Here is a 24,067-nt window from a genome sequence, read left to right on the forward strand (position 1 = left end):
GCTCCGTACCATCGGAAGCGTACCGAACGCACCCGAGAAACGGAGCATCCCATGGAAGACACCGCCCCGCTGCGAACTTCGACCGTCACCCTGCCCCCGCTTCCTCGTACGCACGGCAACGCTCCCGATAACGCGACGATCGCGACGGACCGGCGTTCCCTGCTGAAGAAGCGCGCTGCCGTGATCGTCGGGCTGCTGGCCCTGACGGCGGGGCTCGCAGGGTTCTGCGTCCTCTACGGGCCGGAGCTGCTTGCCTTCGTTGCCGACGCTCCGCGCTTCCGCGCCTGGGTGGACGAAACCGGCTGGATCAGCCGCATCGTGTTCGTGCTGGCCAACATGGCGCAGGTCGTGTTCGCGTTCCTGCCCGGCGAACCGCTTGAGCTGGGAGCGGGCTACGCGTTCGGCTTCTGGGAAGGCACGCTGTGGTGCCTCGTGGCCAGCGCCTTGGGAACCGCGGCGGTCATGGCGCTCGTCCGCGCATTCGGAATCCGCATCGTCGGCTTGTTCTTCTCGCCCGACAAGATCACGTCGATGCGCTGGCTGCGCGACTCCCGACGTTTCGAAATGCTGCTGTTCCTGTGCTTTCTCATTCCCGGGACGCCGAAAGACCTGCTCACCTATGTGGCCGGACTGGGATCTAGCTCCATCGGACGCATCGTGGCCATCACCACGGTAGGTCGCATCCCCTCCATCGTCTCGTCCACGCTGGCGGCGGGCGCGTTCGGCGACGGCAATTACCTGGGGGCGGCGCTCGTGATCGCACTGACGGCGGTGCTGGCCGCGGCGGGCGTGATAGCGTACCGGCAGCTGGCGAAGCGCAGCGACGCGGCCGAGGATGCGGCCTCTAGCGCTGACGCAATGGGAGCCTAGGCGCGCGCCGAGCGCCACTCCGTCACGGGATCGTGCTCCGGCGGTGACCTGGGCGCATCCCGCTTCCCTCCGCACGCGCGTAAGATGAGCCATCGTAGCGCGGAAACCGGATCGAAGGGAGGCGTCGTGAGCATCGGGTACGCATCGAAGACGCTGGCAGCGCCCGGCGCGCGCATGCAATCGGTGGTGCAGCGGCTGGCGACGCCCGACCGCCTGGCGCAGGCGATCGACGGCAACCTGCGCGCGCTGGACGCCGCCCTCGACTACCAGGCGAAAAACGGCATCCACCTGTTCCGCATCAGCTCGGACGTGATCCCCTTCGGGTCGAGCCCCGTGAACGCGCTCGATTGGATGCGCGACTTCGAGCCGCATCTGGCCGCGCTCGGGCGCAAGGCGCGGCGCCATGGCATCCGGCTGAGCATGCACCCCGGCCAGTACACCGTGTTGAACTCGCCCGATGCCGACGTGGTGGAGCGGGCGAAGCTCGACCTGGCATACCACGCGGCGTTCCTCGACGCGCTCGGGATGGATGCGAGCGGAAAGATCGTGCTGCACGTGGGCGGCGCGTACGGCGACAAGCCTCGCGCGCTCGAGCGGTTCGCCAACGCGTACGCGACGCTGCCCCTCGCGGTGCGCCGACGGCTCGTCATCGAGAACGACGACCGGCTGTTCACCGCCCAGGACGTGTTGGCGCTCAGCCGTGCAACCGGAGCGCCCATGGTGTTCGACACGCTGCATCACGAGCTGAACCGCGAGCCCGACGCGCCGGACTGGCGAGCGCTGTTGGACGAGGCGGCCGCCACCTGGAAGCCCGAGGACGGCGCGCAGAAGATGCACTACGCGCAGCAAGCCCCTGGTCGCAGGCCGGGCAGCCACACCGACACCATCGAGCTTGCGCCCTTTCTCGCGTTCTACCGATCGCTCGCAGAGCATCGGACCGACAGCTCCTTCGGCATGCCCGACATCATGCTGGAAGTGAAGGACAAGAACCTCTCCGCCATCAAATGCATCCTCTGCACCAGCGAGCACGGCCGCTTCAGCCGGCTCGAACGCGAATGGGCGCGCTACAAGTACGCCGTGCTCGAACACGACCAGGCAGCCTACCTCGCCCTGCGGGCGCTGCTCAAGGACAAGCGCACGTGGCCGACCGTTCCGTTCTACGAGATAGTCGAACGCGCGCTGGCCGCACCTGTGGAACCGGGATCGTTCCGCAACGCCGCGCAGCACGTATGGGGCTACGTGGCGCCGCACGCCACCGCGCGCGAGCACGCGGCGTTCGAGCGCCTTCTGGAGCACGACGATCGCCCCGCCGCGAAGCGCAAGCTGCACGCCCTCGCCGAGAAGTACGACCAGCCTTACCTGTTGGAGTCCTACTACTTCGTGCTGTAGCCTTCTTTCGACTTGCGCTTGCGAGGATGTTTTACGCGAAGCATCGGACGACGCCCCTTCGTCGTGCCCTGACGGCGATGCGAGGCCCCGCCCTTTCCTCAGCCGCAGCGAACAAGGGCGCTTGAGCGCTTCGCTCGCTTGGGCAAACACCGCCGAGTAGGTTCGTTTATAACGTGTAGTTATTGAGAATAATTATCAATAATAATGGTATCGTTACATTTCAATCCTGATTATCGGAGTATCATATCGGGCAGAGAGAAGACCTGAACCACCGCCGATCACGGCGGCGCGACGAACATGAAAGAGAGGGATCGTATGCCCAGTTTCCCCAATCCGTTTGCAGGCAACGTCGACCGCAAGATGACGAACACCGAGCTCATGCAGGCGCTCCGTATCGACATCGCGGGCGAGCTTGAAGCCATCTTCCTGTACGACGCCCACTATCAGGCAACCGACGACCCGGCCGCCAAGGCCGTGCTGGCCGACATCCGCGACGAGGAGAAGGCCCACATGGGCGAGCTCATCACGCTGATGCGCCACCTCGACCCCACGGAGACGGAGTTCTTCCTGGAAGGCGAAGGCGAAGTGCAGGAGAAGCTGGCCGAGCTGGGCATCAAGACCGACGGCGAAATCGCCCCGGCGCCCGCGGAGCCCGCTCCCGCCCCCACCGTCGGCGACCTTTCCTAACGCAACCGACTTCCGGCGCGCAGCCGCCGACGAATGTTTCACGTGCAACATTCGTACGTGCTGCCGCCTTCTCAAGAAAGGAGTCCCTCATGGACTATCTCGCTCGCGAATCGGCCGACCTTTCGGACGGCCTGTGGAACCGCATCGACGAAACCGTTATCGGCACCGCCCGCGCCCAGCTGACCTGCCGTCGATTCCTCAAGGTGTTCGGCCCGCTGGGCGCCGGCGTGACCACCGTAGCCGTCGACGGCGTGAACAAGGAAGAGGTGCTTGAGGACGGCATCGGCCGCATCGTCGGCCGCACGCAGCTCGAGCTGCCGCTGTTCTACGAGGACTTCACCCTGCTCAGCCGCGACATGGAGTATGCCGCGCAGACCGGCTACCCGCTGGATCTGTCCGTGGCCATCGCCGCCGCCAAGAAGGCGTCGCGCCGCGAGGACGACCTCATCCTCAACGGCAGCAAGGCGCTGGGCACCGACGGCTTGCTCACGGTGAAAGGGTCGTCGAAAATCAAGAAGAGCGACTGGTCGCAGGGCGAAAACAGCTTCGCCGATATCACCGCCGGCGTCGCCCAGCTAGCCAAGACCGGCTACTTGGGCCGCTACGCGCTCGTGGTGTCGCCCGACCTGTTCCTCGACTTGCAGCGCCTGCAGCCGAACACCGGTCTGCTGGAGATCGACCGCATCAAGAAGCTCATCGGCGACAACGTGTACATGACCAGCGTCATGGGTCCCGGCAAGGCCGTGCTCGTGTGCGCCGAGCCCGAGTACCTGGATCTTGCCATCGGCCTGGATCTGTCGGTTGGCTACCTGGAGCTCGCGGACTTCAACCACACGTTCCGTATCATGGAAACAGCCGCCCTCCGCGTGAAGGACCCCGCCGCCATCGTGGTATTCGCGTAACGCCGAGCGCGTCCATAAAGCATTTGAGAGCGGCCTGCATTTGATGCGGGTCGCTCGTTTTTGTTGTCACGTTAACTCATTCCGCTGTTTTACCTATAATAGAGTTAAATTTGTAGTATAATTTTAACTCTATTAGAGTAAATCGATCGAATCGAGTTAAAGAAGGCTACACATGGCGTATCGTGATCTAAGAAAAATCTTCCACGGTTATCCCAAGACGTACGCTACCGAATACGAGTCCAGGTTCAATTCCGACCAGTCGCATAAAGTCGGTTTCGACGTATCCGGGAGCCCTGCGTTTTTCGTCATGACTCCAGAGATCTACCAGGCGGCAATCGATGCTGCAAAAATCGACAAAGAGATCTACCAGCTCATTCTCTCTTTGCCTGGGAAAGCGATACAAAGCTATCGGGAGTCGAACCTTATCGATGAAATCGTTATCACCAACGAAATCGAAGGCGTACGATCTACAAGGCGCGAAATCGGAGACGTCCTCGAACGACTGGAAGAAAACGACAAACGTGGACGCTTCCACGGTCTTGTTCAAAAATACCAAATGCTGAGCCGCGAGGAAGACATCGCAATCTGCACCTGCGCAGATGTCAGAAGCATATACGACGACTTGGTCTTGGACGAGGTTGCACGCGACAATCCGGATCACGTTCCCGACGGAACCCTCTTCAGAAAAGGCCCTGTATCAGTATGCGACGCCACCGGTATCCCCATTCACAAGGGAATGGAGCCAGAATCGAAGATCACTCTTTGCCTTGAGAAAGCGCTCGATATTCTGAATGATACGGATATCGAACCTATCGCTCGCGTATCGCTGTTCCACTTTCTTTTCGGCTACATCCACCCCTTTTACGACGGAAACGGCAGAACAAACAGATTTATCAGCAGTTATGTTTTGTCGAAAGAGTACGAGCCATTGATTGGATTCCGGCTTTCTTATGCCGTAAAGCAGGACATTGAGAAATACTATAGAGGGTACACCGTCTGCGAACACCCCTTGAACAAGGGCGATCTGACCCCGTTCGTGATAGCATTTTCGGAAATAATCGTTTCCGCCATGGAAAGCATGCGCAATTCCCTGAGGGAGCTCCGAAACATGCTCGAAGAGGGCGAGAGGATGGCGGAGATCGTGTTCGCAAAAGACGAGAAGGCCATCGAAATCGCCAGCGTTCTTGTGACAGCTGCGCTGTTCGCCTTCAACGGGATCACCATGGCGGAACTCACCTACACGTTCGACGCATCAAGGCAGACTATGTACAAGAAGCTCGCTCCCTTCAAAGAACGCGGTGTGCTCGTCGCGCAAAAAGAAGGACGTAAAACGTACTATCGGATGGACTTGGATGCCCTCAGGCGCCTCGCCGATCAGCAGTAGCAGAGTAGAGTTGCAGCTCGCTACAGCTTCTCCTCGTTCTTTTGCCTGTGGCGGATGACGAGGTTGCGCCACACCACGTAGGCACCGAGGACGAACGCGCCCACGTAGCCCAACACGCCCAGCAGGGGCACGCCCAGAAACTGCGGGTGCATGTTCGTGGTAGCAAGCAGGCTCGATCCGATGAACAGCCCGGCGGAGATGAGCGCCATAGCCACCGTCCCGCTGACGGAGTAGAGCGCGGCGATGGCGTCGATCGGGATGCCGAGGTCGGCGCCGACGCGAACCTGGCCGCGATCGATCATGTCGAGCGTGTGCGATGCCTGGGTGGGCAAGCGCACCGCGGCCTGCGCGGACGTCGCCGCGGTCGAGACGAACTCGCGCGCCTTGGTTTCGAACGCCTCCCAGGTGCGCTCGCGGCGCTTCACGTGGGCGGCGATGATGTCGATGACGCTGGTGTCGGGCGCGATGTCCACCAGCACGCCCTCGATGGTGACCATGCCGCGCGCCAGCAGGGTGAACGAAGGCGGCAGCGCCAGGTTCTGCGTCTGCAGCACGCCGAACACGTCCATCAGCGCCGAGCCCACGTTGATGTCGGCCAGGTTCACCGTGGTGTACGAGACCAGCAGGTTGCCCAGCTGGCTGAGCAGCCGCCCGTGGTTGACCGGCCCCTCCGAGCGCACGGCGCCCAGCAGCGCTTCCATCAGCGCATACGGATCGTTCTCGGCCACAGCGCGGAACATGCGCCCGATCAGCGCGCGCTCGAGCGCCGACAGCTGGCCCACCATCCCCAAATCGATCCACACGATGTCGTCGCCGCGCACGAGGATGTTGCCCGGATGCGGGTCGGCATGGAAGAACCCGTTGTCCACGATCTGCGTCACGAAGCTCTCGGCCAGGCGCTGGCCCAGCTTCGCCGGATCAAGGCCCATAGCGCGCAGGGCGGGAACGTCGTTGATCATGGGGCCCTCGACGAAGTCCATGACCAGCACGTCGTCGGAACTGAGGTGCGGATACGGGCGCGGGCTTTCCACTCCCGGCTGATCGTCGAGAAACTGGCGGAACCGCACGAGATTGTGCTGCTCGACGCAGAAGTCAAGCTCCTGGCGCGTCGTGCGCTCCAGCTCGGTGACCAGGTCGTCCAGCGACAGCTTGATGCCGTCGGTTGCACGGGTGAGCCCTACGAGCGCAACCGCCTGGCGGATGAGCGCGAGATCCTGCGTCATCTGCTCCACCACGTGCGGTCGACGCACCTTGATGGCCACGTACGACCCCGCCTTCGGAGCGTCGGCAGGCAACGGGACCGCCGCGGCGCCGGTGCCCGCTCCCGCATCGCCAACCGCATGCGGCGCGATGCGCGCCCGGTGCACTTGGGCGATGGACGCCGATCCGAGCGGCTTCTCCTCGATGCACGAGAACGTTTCCCGCCACGGATGCCCCAGCGATTCCTCGATGGTGGCGAGCACCGTGGAGAACGGCATGGGCGGCACGTCGGCGCGCAGCCGCTTGAACGCGTCGGCGTACGCGGGCGGGATGACGTCGCTGCGGTTCGCCGCGATCTGGCCCATCTTCACGAACGTGGGGCCCAAGTCCTCAAGCAAGCTGGTCGCCTTTTCCGGCGTGAGGCCCGATAGCACGCGATGCTGCCGCAGGATGCGCTCGATCTCGCGCAGGCGCTTCCCCGACCCCGACCCTTTGTCGCGTCGCGCCTCCACGGCCACCTGCGCCACTTCCTTGAGCGTGGCCACGCCGCACCTCCTCGTCTCGCCTGTTCGACCTACATTCGACAACCCAGCGTACCATGGCACCATGCGGCGAGTGCACCGGTTGCCCAGCGGTTATCGGACGGATGCCGAGCCGGAGGAAGACGGGCGGAAACGCACGCCGCCCCGGCCTGCGCAGACCGGGGCGGTTGAAGGGGGCGCGACGCGGAGGGAGGGGAGAGAACGCGTGCGCCCCGTCGGATTGGATGATCGGTCGAGCGGCCGGCATGCGGGCGATCCCGCATGCCGGGCCGACGCCATTGCCGCTTACGCGTCGATCGTCTCGACGGCGTACTGCCCGGCCAGACGGCCGCCGCAGTAGGCGCACATAAGCGAGTAGCCTTCGTAGTCGCAGTACGGGGCGCTCATCAGCGTGCCGTTGTCGGCGCCGGCCACGTACAGGCCGGGGATGGCCACGCCCTCGCCGTCGATTGCTTGCAGACGGTCGTTCGTGCGGATGCCGCCGATGGTCACCCATGCGCTGGGCTCATACTGGAATGCGTAGAACGGGCCGGTGGTCACGGGCTGCAGGAAGCAAGCCGGCTTGTAGAACTGCTCGTCGTTGCCGTCGGCGCAGTAGCCGTTGTACTCGTCCAGCGTCTCGACCAGCTCGGGCGCGTCGATGGCCTGGGCCAGCGCCTCGATGGTGTCGGCCTTGAAAGCCCAGCCGGCGCTCACGGCATCATCGATGCTGCCCTGCACGTTCTCCAGCGGCTTGTCCTTGAGCGTCATCATGCCGGTGCGCCAGTTCACCTCGTCGGCGCCGCACAGCGTCCACGCGTCCTTGCCGGAATTCAAACCGTCCACGTACGCCTGGTCGACCACCGCGTAGTACTTGCCGCCGACCAGCGAGATGGCCCCGCCCAGCGCCAGCGGCAGATTCGCGAACTTGCCCTCGTTCGAGAAGCGGCGGCCCTGGTTGTTCACCAGCAGCGTGCCGTAGATGCCGATGGTGAACGCGGCGCTCTTGCGGTCGTACAGGCCGTCGGCTTTCTGGTTGGAGCCGGTGAACTCGTTGCCCGCGATGCCCCACTGCGTGGACAGCTGACCGCCCGCAGCCTGCACCATGTCGATGCCCTCGCCCACGGACAGCACGTTGCCCAGCGGGTTCACGAAGGTGCCGAACTTCTCGCGCATCATGTCGACGTTGCCCAGGAAACCGCCCGTGGCCACGATGACGGCCTTCGCCTTCACGTCGGTCACGCCGTCGCCCTCGCACTGCACACCCGTGCATGCGCCGTCTTCCATGATGAGGCGCTTGCCCGCCGTGTTGAACAGGAACTCGCCCCCCTTGCTTTCCACGAACTCTTGGAGGGGCTTCATGCGATCCTCGCCCTTGGCCTGCGTCTTCGAGTCCTTCGGGTCGCTCTGGAAGTTGGCGCGCACGGACGCATGCCCTGCGCCGTAGTTGTCGGGACGCAGGCCGGTAGGCACGCCGAAGTCGTCGGTGAACTGGTCGACCGTCTCGCCGGAGATGGCGACGGCTGCCTTGACGGCCGCAGCGTTCGTGGACCAGTGCGCGTACTCCATAATATGGTTGAAGGCTTCCTCCACCGTGAACTCGACGCCGGCTTCCTGCTGCAGCTTCGAGCCCACCATGAACGGGCCGCCCGCCAGCGAGCCGTTGGCCACGCCCACGTTACCGCCCTTCTCGATGACGACGACGCTCTTGCCGGCGCGCACGGCTTCGACCGCGGCCCACATGCCCGCGCCGCCCGCGCCCACGATGGCGATGTCGCATTCCTTCGTCTGATCGGCGGTCTGCATCGCGGAAGCTGCGTCGTCGGTCGCGCCCTTCGCGTCGGCGTTCGCGCTGCTTGACGCTTGCGGGGCGCATCCGGCAAGCGCGGCCGCGCCGCCCAGCGCCGCAACGCCGCCCAGCGTGAGGAAGCTGCGACGAGAAAGCCCGTTCTTTAAAGTAGCCATGTGAGGTCCCTCCTAAAGGATTCCCTGTGCGCTCGACCGTTCCGATCGAGCGGCGCGCCCTCCCGAGGCGCTGAGGAAAGCATGCCTCGCATCAGGCGGTTTGTCGCGGGTGAAGTCGCGCGCCGAGGGGTGAATCCGCGTTCACCCCTGCGCTCACCCCTGGTACAATGACACGACGAACAGGAGGTTCCCATGAAATCAAGCGACGTGGTGCGCGCGCTGGCGCCCGCAGATCAGGCCGGCGAGGACGAGCCTCTGTCGGCGCTCATGTACCCGCTGCGCTTCTTGGGGATGGGCCTGCTCATCGCCTGGCTGTGCTGCACGCACGTCGCCTCCATCTTCCCGGGCGACGTGTTCGACCCCGCGCTGCGCTCGGCATTCGACACGGGCATGCGCATCGGCGACATCGGCACATTCCTCGCGTTCGTTCTATTCGCGCCGCGCATCGGGCGGCTGAGCAGGCACAAGGCGTTCTCGTGGGCAGCGGTCGCCCTTACGACGGCTGGCACGGCGGCGGTGGGCCTCGCGCTCATTCCCGGCGGGGTCGGCGAGGCGGTCATCATACCTGCCAGCATCGTCACCGCCATAGGCGGCGCTGTGCTGTTCTGCCTGTGGGCCGAAGCGTACAGCCAGATGGGAGCCACGCGCACGCTCATGTACGGCGCGCTGTCCTGCATCGCGGCAGCCGCGGCGTCGTTCCTCATCTCCACGATGGAGGCGCCGTTCGGCGTTATCGCCACCGCACTGCTGCCCCTCGCATCGCTGGCATGCGCGCACCTGAGCTTTCGCCTGTTGCCAACCGAGCGCGCCGTGGCGAAAGGGGTGCACTACCCCATTCCGTGGAAGCTCATCGTGATCATGGCCATTGCAGGCTTGCTGTCCAGCTTCTCAGGCGCGTTCCTCTCGGCCACGGAATACGTCGGCGCCATCCATCGCGTCGCGGCCACCGGCATCGTGGGCGTCGTGATTCTCGTGATGGCCGTTTCGAAGCGCGACCGCTTCGACGCGCGTTTCCTGGCGAAGGTGGGACTGCCGGTTGCCGTCGTCGCATTCGCCGTCATCCCCTTCGTCGCCCCCATGCAGGGCTACATCGTGTCGGTGCTCATGCGGTTCGCTTACGTATGGTTCACGTTCTTCGTGCTGCTCATGCTGGCGAACATCTGCTACCGCTTCGAGATTCCCAGCCTGCGGCTGTTCGCCATCGCGCGCGCGTCAAGCGAGGCTGCGCTGCTGGCAGGCATCCTGGTGCGACGCGCCCTGTGGCAGACCGACCTGCTGGCGGATCCGACGACGCTCGCGGGGTTCGCCTTGGCCGGCATCGTCTTGGTGCTGGTGTGCGTGGTCATCTGGATGAGCGAGAAGTCCGTGAACGGCGACTGGGGCGCGTCGGGCCTGTCGCTGGCCGACCGGCTGCACGTGCCGGGACCGCGCGAGCGCTTCATGAGCCGCTGCGACGACCTGGCCGCGCAGTACGACCTGACCGCCCGTGAAACCGAGATCATGGGGCTGATAGCCCAGCGGAAGAGCCGCGCCGAGATCGAGCAGGAGCTGTTCCTGTCGCAGAACACGGTGAAGACGCACGTGCGGCACCTGTACGCCAAGCTGGGCGTGCACTCGAAAACCGACGTCATCGCGCTGTTCGAAGAGTGAGGGCGCCGCTCTGCGAGCCCATCTTCGCCCGAAAAACACGCCACAGAGGGCTAATGCGTGTTTTTCGGGCGAAGATGTTTCCCGGCGAGGTCGCAGTTGCAAGCCGCGCCCATGCTATGATGCTGCACTATGGCACGCATCGTGAAACATAGCGAGCATCCTCTTTGGATGTACAAGGCCTTCCTCCTGGTGGCGGCTGCCATCTGGGGATTGGGCACCGTGGTCATCAAGTCGACCGTCGACGAGTTCCCGCCCGCATGGCTCGTCGGCGTGCGCTTCACCGTGGCGGGCATCATTTTGGGCATCGTCATGTTGCCGCGGTTCAGAAAAGCGCTGGACCTCGACCACCTGAAAAAGGGCGCCATCCTGGGCGCGTTCCTGTTCCTCTCGTACTGGGCGAACTCCACGGGACTCACCGACACCACCGCCTCGAACAGCGCGTTCCTCACATCGCTGTACTGCGTGATCATCCCGTTTCTCGGATGGGCGCTGCGCGGGCCGCGCCCGACTCGCTTCAACATCGCCGCCGCCCTCGTGTGCGTGGCCGGCGTGGGCTGCGTCTCGTTCGCGGGGCTCTCGGGGTTCTCGCTGCGCTTCGGCGACCTGATCACGCTGCTGTCGGCGTTCTTTCTCAGCCTGCATGTGCTGTACACGGCGAAGTACGCGCGCGGTCGCGACATGACGCTGCTCACGGTCGTGCAGTTCCTGGTGGCCGGCGTTCTGGGCTTCGGCGCCGGGCTTGCGTTCGAGCCCATGCCCGCGTTCGCCAGCTTGGGGCTGGACACGTGGGTGAGCCTGGGGTACTTGGCCGTGTTCGCCTCGTGCATCGCGCTGCTGCTGCAGAACTTCGCCGTCGCGCACGTCGACCCCGCGCCCGCATCGCTGTTCCTGGCAACCGAGTCGGTGTTCGGCGTGACGTTCTCGGTGCTGTTCTTGGGCGAGATCCTCACCGGCCCGCTGTTCGCCGGGTTCGCCCTCATCTTCGCCGGCATCGTGATCAGCGAATACCTCCCCTTGCGCGCAGAGAAGAAACGCCGAGCGCGCGCGATGAAACCGCAGGAAGCGGAAACCTTCCCGTTCGAAGACGACCCCGAGCGGGAAGCATAGCCTTTCCACCTCTCCGCCGCCGATCACCTTGCCAAGCCCCATCCCGATGTTTCACGTGAAGCATCGGGCGCTTCGAGATGCCGCTATCTGGCGGCGCAGGAAACGCGCTAGATTGAGCAGCAAAGCACGCAAGAACCGCGCTGGATCCAAGGGCAACCCGCATGGAATTCGCGTGAGAACTGGGTCAGATTAGCGCTAGATTGAGAAAGATTCGCGCTAGACGTGCGCCATCTGCGCGTAAGACGAGGTCGTTATACTAGGGACACGGCCTTGTTGGGCGGAGAGGATAGCACCCTCTTTACATCCATTTCCGATTCTAGATAACGGAAGGGGGTGTCCTCTATGGATGGATTGGTGTTCGACCTTACCGGAGTTATCTTGCAGGTTCTCTGCTTGCTCGCTGCTCTCTGCAACTTGGGAGTGGAGGCGGCTGCGCTTGTTCTGCAAGTTCAGTCGAAAGATAAACCCCGGTCGCCCCAAGGGGACGAACCGGGACCCAAATAAATCCGAACCGCCGAAGCAAGTCCGAGGGCCGTGGGGAGTAACCAGCTCCCTGCGGCTCGCCTGCATTATACGCGACACGCCCCGTAGCTTCAACCGATTACCGTGATGAGATAACTCACCCTATCGTGGCGAGATGGTTTCCTTTAGAATGGGGCGACGCGCTCGACAAGGACGACGCACATTCGCCTCATCACCCAGGACGCCTTATGAAACACGCCGCACCCGCCGACCAGACGCCCGCTCCTGCAAGCTCGCCTGAAACCACCGCCCGACGGCGTTTCTCGGCGCCCAAGATCATCGGTATCGTCGCGGGCTCCATTGTGGGCCTGCTGCTGATCGCCTACGTGGCCGGCAGCCTTTACTTCACCGACCGCTTCATGCCGAACACCGTGCTGGGGGACCACGACGTGTCGCTGAAAACGTCGTCCGAAGTGCAAGCCATCCTCGACGACGCCTTGAGCGATTACACCGTGGCAGTTTCGGGGCAGGGCTTCTCGATGAAGCTCTCCGCGAAAGATGCGGGCGTCTCATTCGACGGGCAAGCCATCGTCGCCGACGCGCTGGGCAACACGAACCCCTGGCTGTGGCCGCTCGAAATCACGCGCGAGCACGACGAAACCGACAGCTTGGCTGCCTCCAGCGGGAGCAGCCTCGCGAACGCGGTGCGCACCGCCGTCGACGAGTTCAACGCCACGGCCACCCCGCCGACGGACGCGGTCGTCGCATTCGACGAGCAGAAGAACGCGTTCGCCGTGCAGCCCGAGGCGACCGGCACCGCCCTCGACGCCGATGCAGTGGCCAAAGCCATCGGCTCCGCCATCGCCTCGATGCAGCCCACGGCCAAGCTGACCGCCGACGCGCTGCAGCAGCCCGCCGTGCCCGCCACCGACCCGAAACTCCAAGCCGCTGCCGAAGCTGCGAACCAGCTAGTCAAAGCCGATATGCAGCTGATGATGGGCGGCGACGTGGCCGCGGAGGTCAACCCGGCCCTCGTCTCCACCTGGATCAGCTTCGACGAGAGTCTTACGCCCTCCCTCGACGAGGAGGCGCTCGTCGCCTGGGCGAAACAGCTCGAAGTCGCATGCGACACCGTGGGAACCGAGCGCACCTACACGCGCCCCGACGGCAAGGTGATCACCGTGGCGGGCGGCCCGTACGGCTGGCTGACCGACGGCGAAGCGCTGCTCGAACTCGTGAAGGAAGGCGTGGCGAACGGAACCGTCGGCGCAGTGGACATCCCCTGCAAAACCACCGGCACCGCGTACAACGGCGCAGGCGCGCAGGACTGGTCGGCGCGCTACTGCGACATCGACCTCTCCGAGCAGCACGTGCGCTTCTACGATGAAACCGGCACGCTGATCTGGGAAGCCCCCTGCGTCAGCGGCACGCCGAACGGCGCGCACAACACCCCCACGGGCGTGTTCTGGCTCAACCAGAAAGCAAGCCCGTCGGTGCTGAAAGGCACGAACCTCGACGGCTCGAAGTACGAATCCGCTGTGCGCTACTGGATGCCGTTCGTCGGCAACGTCATCGGCCTGCACGACGCCGACTGGCAAGCCGCGTTCGGCGGCACATTGTACCAGCAGGGCCGCGGCAGCCACGGCTGCGTGAACCTCCCCGTCGGATCGGCCGCCGACCTCTTCGGCATCATCCAGTCCGGCGACGTCGTGGTCTGCCACTGGTAAGGGCGAACGCGGAATGTCGAAAACGAAGCCGGTTCTGCAAGTTTTTCGACTCTGTGGCACGCGTGACAATGAGCGACCAGGGGTTTCTCATCAGCGCTTCGGCGCGCTTCGTCATCCCGTTTTGCCGCAAAAGCAAAATGCCTGGTGAGGGCTTCGGTCTTTCGTGGGAACTTGCCACAAAGTCGAAAAACTTGCAGAACCGGCTCGGAAACCGACTGGCCGGCTTCGACACAGATGCTTGATGGCGGATCGCCGCCCGCCGCTCGACGCGCGTTCACCGTCGCTCGATGGGCGGATCGCCGCCACTAGCTATTCCGCAGCTCGCCCATCAGCCCGATCGCTCCGCAACGAAACAGCCCCGCCTACCGGAGAAGGGGGGGGGTTCCGGTAGGCGGGGCTTGGGCACAGCGCTCCCGAGCGAAGAGGGAGAGGGAGCGCTTACCTCTCGAAAATGTCTGATCCTTGCATGCGAAGGCGCATGGTGTCCACCATCTGTTGGGCGGTGCCCAACTCGACCGGTCGCGGCGTCATGGCATAGCGATGCACCGCGCCTTCAAGCAAGTACGCAGGGCGAACCTCGTCGAGCAGCTCGATGGCGTTCTCGGGACATACGTCGCGACAGCTGCCGCACTTCACGCATTCGCCGGGATAGTGGTAGACGCCCAGCGTTCCATCGTCGTTGTCGAATTTGCGGATGGCGCCCGTCGGGCAGAACGTCGCGCACATGCGGCACGACGAGCACGCACGACCGTCGATCACCACGCAACCCCACAGGCGCGTCGCAACGCTGGGCAGTACGGGCTGGCCCAGCTGCGCCAGATTGTCCAACAGCGCCTCGCGCCGATCGGGAACGAAATGGGGCAACGTGCCGTCCTTCGTAACGCGCGGAAGCGCAGCGGGAGCCGCAGCCGCAGGAACAGCCGACGAAACCGCCATGTGCTCGTTGCCGCGGCGCTCAGCGAAGTACGCCGCCACGGCAGCCGCTGCCCCATCAGGGCCAACGCCCTCGACACAGGCGCCGGCAGGCACGCCTTCGACCACCTGCACCCGAGCATCGCTTCCCCAGGCTTCGAACAGGGCGTTGGACGTTGCGGCCACCAGGCGCGCCGTGGCAACGCCGTGCTCCTGCTCGCAACGCGAGCAGTCGCCGCATGCAAGCCGGATCCGGCGTACGCCTTCAACCGCAAGCCCGCTGGTCAGCGACTCGTCCACACGTCCCAAGCACACCACGTTCGCCACATGGCCTTCGTCGAGCAACCCGCCCGCCGCACGCCGCAGCTGCTCGCACGCCACCACCACTTCGTCGCCAACCCGCGCGCCCAGGCACGCTTGCGCAAGCTGCGCATCGCTGGGGTTGCGCGCTTCCAGCGCGCTCGTGGGGCACACAGTCGCGCACGTGCCGCATCCGATGCACTTCGCCGCGTCCACCCGCAGCTCGCCGTCCACCAGCGCGATACAGCCCGACGTGCATGCGTCGGCGCACTTCAAGCACGCGACGTTGCGGTTGCGCACTTTCGCGCACCGCTCCCGGTGCACCACGATGGCCTCGCTGGACACCCCGTCCAGCACGCCTACGATACTTCGGTTCGACCGCGATCGCTCGCTCGCGCGCCCGTCCATCACTCGGCCGTCTTCTCGTCGATGTCGGCCAGCACGACCGTGCTTGCCTGAGGCCCCGCACCCTTCTTCACCAAAAACGGCATGCTGACCGCCTTCGCCGGACACGCGTCCACACAGGCTCGGCATCGCGTGCAGTCGGCCAGAGTGCGCTCGCCGAAATCGGGATGCCGCAGGTTGATATCGGCCTCGCACGCGATGGCGCACTTGCTGCACGCTGCGCCGTTCACCGTCTCCAGGCACTTCGACTCGTCGATGACCGGCCGCCACGTCTTGCTGAAGCGCGACACGAGGTTCATCAGCCCCGCCATCGGGCAGAACCGCGTGCACCACTTGCGCAAGAACACCAGCTCCACCACTAGCAACAGCGGGATGAGCACCACCGACCACGTCATATCGCCCGCCGCGAACAGGCGCCACACCACCAGCACGGTGGCGAACGTCAGCCCGATGGGGCACACCAGGCAGAACACGGGAAAGCCGAAGACGGCCGTGGACAGCAGCGCGCCGCCCAACACGTAGTGGCGCGAATCCAGCTTCGCACGCACCCCCTTGCACGACGAGCAGCTCCCGCAATCGTGAGAGTACGCGCCGTCGGCCGCTGTCGGAGATCCTTCGACTCGCTTCGCTCGCTCAGGGGATGCCGCCGCCTCGCCCAGCTCGCTCTTCGCGATGCCCAGCATCTCCGAGCGCTTCGCCTGCTCAAGCGCCGTGCGCTTCTTGGGCGAGCGGAAGAACCCGCGCACGCGGTCGAGCAGCGGCACGGGGCAGACCCACCCGCAGAACGCGCGGCCCACCGCCAGCACGAGCACCGCCATGATGACGATGGACACCACCGCGCGCGGCACCACGGTCTTGGTGGCGATCATGGTGGCCAGCGCCCCCAGCGGGCACAACGCCGAGAACGTCTCCCAGCCGAAGCCCGAAAGCGTACCCATGCTCACGCCCGCGATCAGCCCGACGGACAGCACGACGAAGATCGCGGCCGCCACGATGGTGCGCAGCTTGTTCGAGTTCATTGCCGCCTCCTATTCCGCCGACTCGATCGGCTTGACGACGATGGCGCGCTCCTGCGCGCCCGACACGATGGACCCCGCCTTCAGCGATACGCACACACTCTCGCATGCGCCGCACCCGTTGCACTTGTCAGCCAGCACGGACACGTGCGGGTTGGCGCCCTCGCCCGTCAGCTCTATGGCCTCGTAGGGGCACGCGTCGTAGCAGTAACGGCACCCCGTGTCGCGGAATGCAAGGCACTGCGCCTCGTCGATCACGGCCAAACCCAAAAGCGTGTTCTCCGCCGTAGCGTCTGCGGGCAGCGCCAGCGCCTCGGTGGGGCACACCTTCACGCACAACGGCTCCCCGCCGTTCTCGTCGGCGCAGTAGTCGCAGAAATCGGCGTCGAACTTCAGCGCGGGCGAGCGCATGCCCAGCAGCCCGTCCTCGATATGCGCAGGCACGATGACGCCGCGCGGGCACGCCTCGTAGCACTTCTCGCATCGGATGCACGCCGACACGAGGCGCGCCTCGTCCTGCCCTCCCGGCGGGCGCACCAACGGGTTATGCCCCGCATAGCGCAGCGCCCCCAATCCCAGCAGCGCCGCCGTGCTTCCCGCGCCGATGAGCAGCGCGCGCCGCGACACGTCCAACGGCCCCTTCGCCCTCTTCGACGAAATCTCGTCCTCTTCGCTCATGTCTCCTCCTTTGCCCACTGGTCCTTATCAGTCAGCGAGGTTTGCTGTGGTGCCGCATATCGGCGTGTCGCACGGCCGAGCGTGCTTCGCACGAGAGGGGCACGTGCGAAAGCGTCGAGATGGGGTGCCACAGCAGACCGCAGCGTCGGCCCTTTCGTCGTTCGACAGAACGACGAAAGGCAGATGACGGGGCTTCCCTGCCTTGCGAGAAGCGGAGCTGTGCCATTCGAGAAGCCCCGTCCATCACATCTGTTTAAGAGCACCGGCCGCGCTGAGCGGCGCAACCGGTTCGGACGCTCGGACCAAGATCGACCAGAATCTCGGCCCGAGCGCGCCCTTCCGTCTCCTAGTACAAAGCGAAGATGCTGATAGCCACCACGTACAGGATCACGCGCCAGCACAATCCGCCCACGGCGACGCACGCCAGGGCGACGCCCGCGTACGCGGCCAGCTTCTTGCCGGTTTCCACCTTCTTCGCAAGCCACGTCAGCACCAGCGGAGCAACCAGGCCGACGGCCACCGTGCCCAGCCAGAACATCACGGCATTGGCACCGGCGAAGATGCTGCCCACGATGGACGCGCGGTCCACCATGGCCACGTCGGGCAGCGTCGGATCGAAGTAGTACTGGATGTCGGCCGAGTACAGCCCGGCCGAGCCGTTGATGATGAACGCGTAGGTGAACACGGCGATCAGCTGCAGCGCGCCGCCGGCCAAGGCCACCTTCACGCCCAGGTCCTTCGCGCTGTCATCGTTCGTCAAACCGGCGATGACCAGCGCCGTCAAGCCGCCCATGAACACGGTGTTCGCCAAGTAGTACACCGGCAGCAGCGGGGTGTTCCACGACGGCAGTGATGCCATGAGGTAGCTCATGCCCGTGATCACCGGCAGCGCCAGGCCCACGACGATGGCCAGCACACCGCACCATTTCGGCGCCATGCCGTCTTCGGCGCGGCGCATCATCAGGAAGTACAGCACCAGCACCACCGCGAACACGATGCAGCCGATGAACTCCAGCGTGATACCCGAGGTGATGTGGCCGAAGCCGTTGAAGATGCGCTCCCAATGCTGCAGGTGCATGAACACCGACAGCCCGCCGACCACCAACGCCGCCAGCGCGGTGACCAGCGATGCAAGCTGCATCTTCTTGCCCTTGCCCATGACGTTCAGCAGGCCTTGCGCGCCCAGCGCGCCGCCTGCGACGCATAGGAAGAAGGTGAAGAGAATAAGGGGCCATTCAGGATGCATAGTCTACTCCCTCCACTTTCGGCCCTCGCGCATGAGGTACATGAGCTTCGGCTCGTTGCCCACATCCGCAAGATGGTGGATATCGTTTTCGGTGTACGGCTCGACGTAGTCCTTCAGCTTCACGCGCGTCTGGGTCATCTCCTCGTACTGGCAGCCGGGGCTGTCGGGATGCGCCGGCCCCTCGAAGTTGTCGACGCCCTGATCGAGGTCGCCGAAGAAGCGGGCGCGGGCGCCGCACTGGGCCACGCACTGGGGAAGCTCGCCCTGCGAGATACGCTGCTCGCACAGCGTGCATTTCTCCACGACGCGCTCTTCCTGATTGAGGTAGCGCACGCCGTACGGGCACGCCATCGCGCAGAACTGGCAGCCGATGCACTTCGACTTGTCGATTTGCACCGTGCCGTCGTCGCGGATGTGGGACGCTTCCGTGGGGCACACCTTCACGCATTCGGGGTTCTCGCAGTGCTGGCACTGGACGGGAAGGAAGTACATCTCGACGTCCGGGAACGTGCCCGAGCCGCCCTCGATGGGATGCGGGCCGACGCGCAGCGTCTTGATCCAGAACGATCCCACGTCGACGCCGTTGATGGCCTTGCACGCAACCGTGCACGCAAGGCAGCCGGTGCAACGGTTCAAGTCGGTAATGATCGCGTAGTTTGCCATGTGGTGAACCTCCTTCCTTTACTTCGATTTCGAATAAGCGCCCAGCGCGTCGCCGCCCACGCTGCCCACGGCAAGCTTGCCGCCGGAGAGCAGGTCGGGGCTTTGGACGCTCGGCTGGCAGCCGACCGCCGCCATGTTCGCGAACGTGAGCTCCACCTTGGAATCCTCCAGGCGCGGATCGTTCGCCAACCATTCCTTGAGGCGCGGATCGTTTGCGTTCGTGATGACCGGATTGCCTTGCGGGTCGCACGGAACCGGGTTGCCATGCGGCGAGTTCTCGGGCGTCGCGGGGTACACGAGCACCGGCACGCCGCGCAGCTGGGACGCGCCGCAAATCCAACACTGCGCGTACTTGTCCATCGTGCAGTTGATGTTCACCAGCTCGAAGCCGTGCGAAGCGGTGTCGATCTCGGGATACCACCAGGCGTGGTTCGCGTTGACCGTGCCCTCCTTGATGCCGTAGTACAAGTCCACGACCTCGCGGATGGCGCCCCACGGGCTGCGGATCCAAATCCACTGCCCCTGCTCCAACCCCAGGCGCGCTGCGTCGTTGGGGTTCATCTCCAAACGAGGGCTGGGCCACAGCTCGCGGCACCACGGCAGCTGGCGATGCTCGGAGTGGAAGTACACCGGCTGGCGGGAGCCCGTCGTCATGATGAACGCGCTGTCCGGATGCGCCGTCAGCGCCTCCTTGTACTCCTCCACCAGATGATCGCCCTGGTAGTTGTCGTTGATGTAGGCGTCCGACGTCTTGATCTGGTCGACCAGCGAGGCGTCGAAGTACTCGGGATTCGATACGCGCGAGTTCTTCGGCTCCACCCAGTGCGGGAACTTGTCGATGTCGGGGATGTTCGGATCCACCGTGTTCGTGCTGGCGAAGGTGGCCGCGCCGTCGGGGATGTACGTTTCGGCGATGGTGGACCACACCTCCACCTTGGCGGTGGGGGTCATGAAGCCGCACTTCTCGTCGATGGCCGCGTACAGGTTGTAGCCACCCTGCTGGCGACGGTAGCCCATCTCCCAACGGCGGTACGTGCCCCAACGCTCGGGGTGCCACTTGCGGCAGTCGAACCAGCCTTCTTCCTGGAACTTCGCCGCGTACTGCGGGAAGTCGGGGCCGTCGGGGAACTCCTCGGTCTTCCACCAGTCGGTGGCGTCCTTGAGCACGCGGTACTCCTGCTCCTCGTAACCGACGCTACCGCCCATCTGCACGAAGTCGCGGTAGTCCAGGTTGTTCCATTCGTCGTATTCGGGGTCGCGGTTGTTCCACACCACGCCCATGGCCTTGTACAGGCAGATGACGGCAACCGGGTCGTAGATGCAATCGCCCATCGGCTCCACGCAGCGCTGCCCGGCGCCGAAGATGCCGCCCGCGCCCTGCGACACGCGGCCCGTGTTCACTTCAAGCCAGTGCAGCACGGGGATCACGATGTCGGCGCAGCCGTTGTTCGGGCAGGACCACAGGTTGAAGTCCAGCCAGAAGTCCAGACGGGTAAGCGCCTCCCAAGCCTCCAGCAGGTTGGACTCGTTCATGAAGTCGCCCGACATGCACACGCCGCCGTGGATCTGGTACGGCGTGTCGATGCCGTTGATGGAGTCCCAGATGGCAGCGGAGTCGGCCCATCGGTTCCAGTAGCGCAGCAGCGGGAAGCGCTCGGCGGAAATCTGCTTCTCGTTGCTGTCGAACGACGTCTTGAGCGCCGGCCACGAGCGGCTGGGCTTGTAGGCGCCGCCCTTACGCTCGGCGATCCAGCGCGCCTCTTCGGCGGTGGGAACCTTGTTGCCGTAGCGCTCGGCCAAGGGCGATTTCTCGTCGATGAGGTACTGCACGAAGTTCTGGATCAGCGGGATCTGGTCTTCCACGGACAGGTCGCGCGGGGTGTTGCCCAGCTCCATGGTGCCCACGTCCAAGCCCCAGTCCTTCGGCTCATGGTCGGTCACCAGCATGTTGGCGCGGCCGCAGCAGCCGTCCACCTGGGCCTTCGACGAACCGCGGTTGCCGGCGGGCTCGTCGGAGTTGCCGGTGATGCAGGCGATCAGCTGCAGCGCGCGGGTGTTCTGCACCGCGTGGCCCGTCTGGTCGGGAGCAAGCTGGTAGTGGATGCCGCCGTTGCCGTGCAGCGGGTTCAGGCGCGTCGTGTAGATGCGCACGCCCTCCTCGATCTTGTCGACCGGCACCTCGGTGACCTCGGACACGTACTCCAGCGTGTACTGCTCCAGGCTGTCGGAGAACGCCTCCCACACCGTGTCGGCGCTGATGGTGGAGCCGTCCTTCAGCTTCACCTCCACGCCGCCGGGGAACAGCGCCGGGTTCTTGGGCAGCCCGGCCGGGTTCGAGCGCTTGCCGCCCTCGTTGCCCTCGTCCCAGTAGGCGTCGTACTGCGCGTCGGCCGGATCGGCGAACTTGGAGGGGTCGGGCAGCCAGGCGTCCGCGATGATGGGCTTGTACGGATGCTCGATCCAGGTGCCCGTCGTCGGGATCTTGTGCTTCTCGCCCTCCCACTGGCAGGCCTCGGCATCCCAGTACGTAGGCTTGTTGTTGTTCTCGTCCCAGCAGATGAAGCGCTGGTAGCGGCCCTCGTAGTCCCAGTACTGGCCGATCCACTCGGGGTCGCAGTCGGCCTCGGTCAGGATGCGGCTCTCCATGTCGATGCCGCCGTTCATTTCCATGAACCAACCCTTCGCCGTGCGGCCGTCCTTCTCGGGGTTCCACAAGAACGGGGCGTTCGTCCAACGGCGCACGAACGCGTCGTCGTACGCCTCGTTGTCGAGGATCCACTTGAGCCAACCCAGCGACAGGCACAGGTCGGTGCCCACGCGCAGCGGCAGCCACACGTCGGCTTCCTTGCCCAGCGGCGTCATGCGGGGATCCACCAGGATGTGCTTGTAGGCGCGCTGCGAGCAGTCCACCACCGTACGGTTCGTGGAGTCGTAGTTCGAGTACTCCGACGCGGTGCCCCACTGCACGTACACCAGCGGGCCCTGCTCAACCTCCATCCACGGCGAGCCGATCTCGTCGGTGAGGATGCCGCCGAAGTGGCGCGGACCCTTGCAGATCTCGTAGGCCAGGTGCGCGTTCGGCGTGGGGAAGATGGACTTCAGCGTGCCGTACGGCGGCTGCGCCCACACGCGCGAGGTGCCGCCCATGGCGAAGTTGGCTTCCCCGCCGTACTTCTCCACGATCTCCTTGAACTTGGCACCCGCCTCGTCGAACGCCTCGGCAAGCGTGATGCGCACCCAACCGGGGTCGTCCTCGCCTTTGGGGTTCGTGCGCTTCATGCAGTAGCGCAGACGATCGGGATGGTACAGAGCCAGCATGGACGACTGCGACTTCGCGCAGCAGTGACCGCGGCTGTGAGCGTTGGACTCGTCGCCCTCGACCTTGATGACCTTGTTGTCCTGAACGGTCACCCACACGCCGCACTCCACCTTGCCGCACGCGCGGCAGCAGGAGCGGATGCGCTTGATCTCGCCCGCTGAGGCGTCTTCACCTTCGGCCAACGCCGTCGAAGGCGTTGCTGCGAAGCCCACCGTGGTTGCCGCGGCAGCCATGGCAGAGGCCTTCAAGAAGCTTCGACGACTCAGTGATAGGTTCGCCATGTGCCCCTCCTCTCTTCCTTTTCTCGCTTCGTTCGTCTCTGCCGGAACCCGGCGCGACCATACGCCGGAACCGGTTTCCCCATTCTAGGAACGGAGCAAAAGCCCAAATCATAAGGGGTGGATGGATGAAACGCGCCGATATCATCCCCAAAGGATTATTTTGCTTTTCGCGCCCAACCTATACTTGATGGCAGCGAAGAGGTTGCCGTTCGCGCCCGTCATCCGGGCGTGCGGCAACGGGAAGAAACCTGTGAACGAAGGAGACTGCCATGGCACAACCGCGTCCGTCATTGACGCTGATCCTCGACCTCGACGAGCGCCTCGACAGCGAGGACGTGCGCCTGGAAATCGACCGCTGCTACTCGTACGTAGGGTCGACACTGGTGCGCACCCATCCCGCCTGCGACGGCGAGCCGCAGAACATCATGCGCTTCCTCGTGAAGCTGGGCACGCGCCGCTACCTGCGCGCCGAGGACGAGGGCGCCGACGAGCTGTGGAACGACGTTATGGAGCGCTGGTTCTACAACGAGCTGTACAAGGTGAGTAACAACATGCTGATCTACAACCGCCGCCAGCGCGAAGTGGGCAACCCCCAGCTGGTGTTCGACTGGATCGACGTGGAGCTGCAGAACGGCCAGCTGCATGCGCTGCTGCATTGCGACAACGTCAGCGGCATCCGACCCGAGACCAGCGAGCTTCTGACGCAGCTGCGCGCAGCGTACAACGAAGGCGCGCTGGGCGAGGACGTCGTGCGCGCCTACCTGCCCGCGCCCGCTTCATACGAGGAACAGAAGGCCGCCGGGCTGGCGGCGAAGGCCGAGCGCGACGCGCAGAAGGCGGCGGGGCTGGCTGCGGCAGAAGAGGAGGCCCGGGCTGCGGCCGCGGCGGCCGAAGCCGCGGCAGAGGAGGCGTTTCTGGAGCTGCCGCGTTTGGCCAACGACGCCGCCGAAGAGGAGGACGAGCCCGCTCTTGAGCCGTTCGCCCTGGACGAGCCCGACTTCGAGGTCGACTACCGCTTGTGGCTGATCGAATACGCCGACGGCAGCACGCGCACGTTCGACTCGCACGCCGGAACCCTCGCGTAACCGAAAAGGAGCCTTACCATGATCGAAGCCATCGCCTCCTTCGACGGGCGCATCGCCAAGGTGCAAGGACCTGCGCGAAGCGGCAAGACCGAAGCGCTCGTTCGGCGTTGCGCCTGCCTCGTGCGCGGCGGCGCCGCCCCGGAAACCATCCTCGTGGAAACGTCGAGCGCCGCAGCGGCTCAGGCGTTCCGCCGTCGGCTTCGCCGCGCGCTCGGCCCCGACCTCCAGCACGCCGCCGACGACGTGCATGTGCGCACCGCGCTCGAAACGTGCGTCGCCGTGCTGGACGCGCCCGCCG

At 64.8% G+C, this 24,067-nt stretch carries 18 protein-coding genes; 10 read left to right on the forward strand and 8 right to left on the reverse strand.

Translation table 11 applies throughout. The annotated features are described in order from the left end of the window. Window positions 1–51 precede the first annotated feature (51 nt). The 5 genes from HMPREF1023_RS06345 (at window position 52) to HMPREF1023_RS06365 (ending at window position 5,232) form a co-directional block, all read left to right on the forward strand. A complete protein-coding gene (locus HMPREF1023_RS06345) occupies window positions 52–870 on the forward strand; it encodes a TVP38/TMEM64 family protein (RefSeq protein ID WP_009305368.1) in 819 nt (272 codons plus the stop codon). Window positions 871–996: 126 nt separating this feature from the next. Next, window positions 997–2,259, forward strand: coding sequence for a UV DNA damage repair endonuclease UvsE (gene uvsE / locus HMPREF1023_RS06350; RefSeq protein ID WP_009608514.1), 1,263 nt, complete (start codon window positions 997–999; stop codon window positions 2,257–2,259). Between the two features lie 315 nt (window positions 2,260–2,574). Then, window positions 2,575–2,946, forward strand: a complete 372-nt coding sequence (locus HMPREF1023_RS06355) for a demethoxyubiquinone hydroxylase family protein (RefSeq protein ID WP_009305370.1) — start codon at window positions 2,575–2,577, stop codon at window positions 2,944–2,946. 89 nt (window positions 2,947–3,035) lie between these two features. Then, window positions 3,036–3,848 (forward strand): family 1 encapsulin nanocompartment shell protein, encoded by an 813-nt coding sequence (locus tag HMPREF1023_RS06360; protein WP_009305371.1) that lies wholly within the window; start codon window positions 3,036–3,038, stop codon window positions 3,846–3,848. A 172-nt stretch (window positions 3,849–4,020) separates the two neighbouring features. Beyond that, window positions 4,021–5,232 (forward strand): Fic family protein, encoded by a 1,212-nt coding sequence (locus tag HMPREF1023_RS06365; RefSeq protein WP_009305372.1) that lies wholly within the window; start codon window positions 4,021–4,023, stop codon window positions 5,230–5,232. A gap of 20 nt (window positions 5,233–5,252) precedes the next feature. Here HMPREF1023_RS06365 and HMPREF1023_RS06370 read toward each other — a convergent pair whose 3' ends face one another. After that, the gene (locus tag HMPREF1023_RS06370; RefSeq protein ID WP_009305373.1) at window positions 5,253–6,977 is read right to left on the reverse strand and encodes an AarF/ABC1/UbiB kinase family protein; all 1,725 of its coding nucleotides are present in this window, start codon (window positions 6,975–6,977) and stop codon (window positions 5,253–5,255) included. A 282-nt stretch (window positions 6,978–7,259) separates the two neighbouring features. Continuing rightward, window positions 7,260–8,918: an FAD-dependent oxidoreductase gene (locus HMPREF1023_RS06375; protein ID WP_009305374.1), complete on the reverse strand. Its 1,659-nt coding sequence runs from the start codon at window positions 8,916–8,918 to the stop codon at window positions 7,260–7,262. 192 nt (window positions 8,919–9,110) lie between these two features. Here HMPREF1023_RS06375 and HMPREF1023_RS06380 point away from each other — a divergent pair, with 192 nt between their 5' ends. The 3 genes from HMPREF1023_RS06380 to HMPREF1023_RS06390 all read left to right on the forward strand — a co-directional run bounded on the left by HMPREF1023_RS06380 (window position 9,111) and on the right by HMPREF1023_RS06390 (window position 13,864). Next, window positions 9,111–10,568, forward strand: a complete 1,458-nt coding sequence (locus HMPREF1023_RS06380; RefSeq protein ID WP_009305375.1) for a helix-turn-helix transcriptional regulator — start codon at window positions 9,111–9,113, stop codon at window positions 10,566–10,568. A gap of 129 nt (window positions 10,569–10,697) precedes the next feature. Beyond that, window positions 10,698–11,675, forward strand: coding sequence for a DMT family transporter (locus HMPREF1023_RS06385; RefSeq protein ID WP_009608508.1), 978 nt, complete (start codon window positions 10,698–10,700; stop codon window positions 11,673–11,675). 710 nt (window positions 11,676–12,385) lie between these two features. Continuing rightward, the gene (locus HMPREF1023_RS06390; RefSeq protein WP_009305377.1) at window positions 12,386–13,864 is read left to right on the forward strand and encodes a L,D-transpeptidase family protein; all 1,479 of its coding nucleotides are present in this window, start codon (window positions 12,386–12,388) and stop codon (window positions 13,862–13,864) included. A gap of 438 nt (window positions 13,865–14,302) precedes the next feature. On the opposite strand, the gene HMPREF1023_RS06400 is transcribed toward HMPREF1023_RS06390, so the two are convergent. The 6 genes from HMPREF1023_RS06400 to HMPREF1023_RS06425 all read right to left on the reverse strand — a co-directional run bounded on the left by HMPREF1023_RS06400 (window position 14,303) and on the right by HMPREF1023_RS06425 (window position 22,684). Continuing rightward, complete coding sequence (locus HMPREF1023_RS06400) at window positions 14,303–15,433, reverse strand: 4Fe-4S binding protein (RefSeq protein WP_231566071.1); 1,131 nt, start codon at window positions 15,431–15,433, stop codon at window positions 14,303–14,305. A gap of 50 nt (window positions 15,434–15,483) precedes the next feature. Beyond that, entirely contained in the window at window positions 15,484–16,500 is a 1,017-nt protein-coding gene (locus tag HMPREF1023_RS06405; protein WP_009305379.1) for a 4Fe-4S binding protein, read from the reverse strand. 9 nt (window positions 16,501–16,509) lie between these two features. Then, entirely contained in the window at window positions 16,510–17,175 is a 666-nt protein-coding gene (locus HMPREF1023_RS06410) for a 4Fe-4S dicluster domain-containing protein (RefSeq protein WP_009305380.1), read from the reverse strand. Window positions 17,176–17,521: 346 nt separating this feature from the next. After that, window positions 17,522–18,421, reverse strand: a complete 900-nt coding sequence (locus tag HMPREF1023_RS06415) for a DmsC/YnfH family molybdoenzyme membrane anchor subunit (RefSeq protein WP_009305381.1) — start codon at window positions 18,419–18,421, stop codon at window positions 17,522–17,524. 3 nt (window positions 18,422–18,424) lie between these two features. Further along, a complete protein-coding gene (locus HMPREF1023_RS06420; RefSeq protein WP_009305382.1) occupies window positions 18,425–19,084 on the reverse strand; it encodes a 4Fe-4S dicluster domain-containing protein in 660 nt (219 codons plus the stop codon). Between the two features lie 18 nt (window positions 19,085–19,102). Next, window positions 19,103–22,684 carry a molybdopterin dinucleotide binding domain-containing protein gene (locus HMPREF1023_RS06425; RefSeq protein WP_035578668.1) on the reverse strand — a complete coding sequence of 1,194 codons (3,582 nt, stop codon included), beginning with the start codon at window positions 22,682–22,684 and terminating at the stop codon, window positions 19,103–19,105. Window positions 22,685–22,953: 269 nt separating this feature from the next. Between HMPREF1023_RS06425 and HMPREF1023_RS06430 the strand changes: the two genes are divergently transcribed. Both HMPREF1023_RS06430 and HMPREF1023_RS06435 read left to right on the forward strand, forming a co-directional pair. Then, on the forward strand, window positions 22,954–23,769 hold the full coding sequence (locus HMPREF1023_RS06430; protein WP_009305384.1) for a hypothetical protein: 816 nt from the start codon (window positions 22,954–22,956) through the stop codon (window positions 23,767–23,769). Between the two features lie 18 nt (window positions 23,770–23,787). Beyond that, window positions 23,788–24,067: UvrD-helicase domain-containing protein (locus HMPREF1023_RS06435; protein ID WP_035578670.1), on the forward strand; the 280-nt coding region annotated here is incomplete at its 3' end.

Origin of the sequence: Eggerthella sp. 1_3_56FAA (assembly GCF_000185625.1) — a bacterium.
Lineage (GTDB): Bacteria > Actinomycetota > Coriobacteriia > Coriobacteriales > Eggerthellaceae > Eggerthella > Eggerthella lenta.

What these genes read in the sequence shown, in the direction of transcription:
- HMPREF1023_RS06345 (WP_009305368.1), top strand. Translation starts at nt 52, where the DNA reads ATGGAAGACACCGCCCCGCTGCGAACTTCGACCGTCACCCTGCCCCCG.
- HMPREF1023_RS06390 (WP_009305377.1), top strand. Translation starts at nt 12,386, where the DNA reads ATGAAACACGCCGCACCCGCCGACCAGACGCCCGCTCCTGCAAGCTCG.
- HMPREF1023_RS06375 (WP_009305374.1), bottom strand. Translation starts at nt 8,918, where the DNA reads ATGGCTACTTTAAAGAACGGGCTTTCTCGTCGCAGCTTCCTCACGCTG.
- HMPREF1023_RS06380 (WP_009305375.1), top strand. Translation starts at nt 9,111, where the DNA reads ATGAAATCAAGCGACGTGGTGCGCGCGCTGGCGCCCGCAGATCAGGCC.
- HMPREF1023_RS06430 (WP_009305384.1), top strand. Translation starts at nt 22,954, where the DNA reads ATGGCACAACCGCGTCCGTCATTGACGCTGATCCTCGACCTCGACGAG.
- HMPREF1023_RS06385 (WP_009608508.1), top strand. Translation starts at nt 10,698, where the DNA reads ATGGCACGCATCGTGAAACATAGCGAGCATCCTCTTTGGATGTACAAG.
- HMPREF1023_RS06365 (WP_009305372.1), top strand. Translation starts at nt 4,021, where the DNA reads ATGGCGTATCGTGATCTAAGAAAAATCTTCCACGGTTATCCCAAGACG.
- HMPREF1023_RS06410 (WP_009305380.1), bottom strand. Translation starts at nt 17,175, where the DNA reads ATGAGCGAAGAGGACGAGATTTCGTCGAAGAGGGCGAAGGGGCCGTTG.
- HMPREF1023_RS06420 (WP_009305382.1), bottom strand. Translation starts at nt 19,084, where the DNA reads ATGGCAAACTACGCGATCATTACCGACTTGAACCGTTGCACCGGCTGC.
- HMPREF1023_RS06425 (WP_035578668.1), bottom strand. Translation starts at nt 22,684, where the DNA reads ATGGCGAACCTATCACTGAGTCGTCGAAGCTTCTTGAAGGCCTCTGCC.
- HMPREF1023_RS06360 (WP_009305371.1), top strand. Translation starts at nt 3,036, where the DNA reads ATGGACTATCTCGCTCGCGAATCGGCCGACCTTTCGGACGGCCTGTGG.
- HMPREF1023_RS06405 (WP_009305379.1), bottom strand. Translation starts at nt 16,500, where the DNA reads ATGAACTCGAACAAGCTGCGCACCATCGTGGCGGCCGCGATCTTCGTC.
- HMPREF1023_RS06355 (WP_009305370.1), top strand. Translation starts at nt 2,575, where the DNA reads ATGCCCAGTTTCCCCAATCCGTTTGCAGGCAACGTCGACCGCAAGATG.
- HMPREF1023_RS06415 (WP_009305381.1), bottom strand. Translation starts at nt 18,421, where the DNA reads ATGCATCCTGAATGGCCCCTTATTCTCTTCACCTTCTTCCTATGCGTC.